This is a genomic window from Rickettsia sp. TH2014, assembly GCF_019249195.1.
GTDB classification, from domain to species: Bacteria; Pseudomonadota; Alphaproteobacteria; order Rickettsiales; family Rickettsiaceae; genus Rickettsia; species Rickettsia felis.
This window is the reverse complement of the sequence record NZ_MXAX01000104.1, coordinates 1-582: the sequence shown is the minus strand read 5'-3', so window position 1 is coordinate 582 and position 582 is coordinate 1. Positions and strand designations below refer to the sequence as shown.

The following is a 582-nucleotide window of genomic DNA, read 5'->3' as shown; positions in this document are numbered from 1 at the left end:
TTATGGAATGCAGCAGAAGCAAGAGAAAAAAGAGATGATGCTACTGTTGCAAGATCTGCAGAATTCTCCCTGCCTCGCGAGGTAAGTAAAGAAGAAAATATAAGATTAGTTGAGGAGTTTGTACAAAAGAATATAGTGGCACGTGGTTTAGTATGTGACGTAAATATACATTATGATAATCCTGATAATCCGCATGTACATTTCCAGTTTTTAGAAAGAAAATTAGAGCGTTTAGAAAATGGTGTAGTAATATTTGCAAAAGTCAAAGATAGGGAATTAGTAAGCAAAAGATTTTTACATGGTTTAAGACATCAATGCGAAATAGAGATCAACAAAGTATATGAGGCAGCAGGGTTACCATTTAGAGTAACCGCCAAGTCGTTTAAGGAGCTTGGATTAGATCAAGAGCCAACGCATCATAAAGGTCCTGCTCATTATATGAATGCTACTGAGCTTGAGGCAAAGAATAAAGAGATCATAGCTGAGAATGCTTCGAAGATCTATGAGAATCCTGAAATAGTATTTGGTCGCATTTCATATACAAAGCCAGTATTTACTAAAGAAGATATAGCTATAGCATTA

Annotated in this window: 1 protein-coding gene; it reads left to right on the top strand. The window is 35.6% G+C overall.

What is annotated here, in order from left to right; translation table 11 throughout:
• On the top strand, positions 1-582 hold a 582-nt coding region (locus KYQ89_RS01885), incomplete at both ends, for a MobA/MobL family protein (RefSeq protein WP_218460168.1).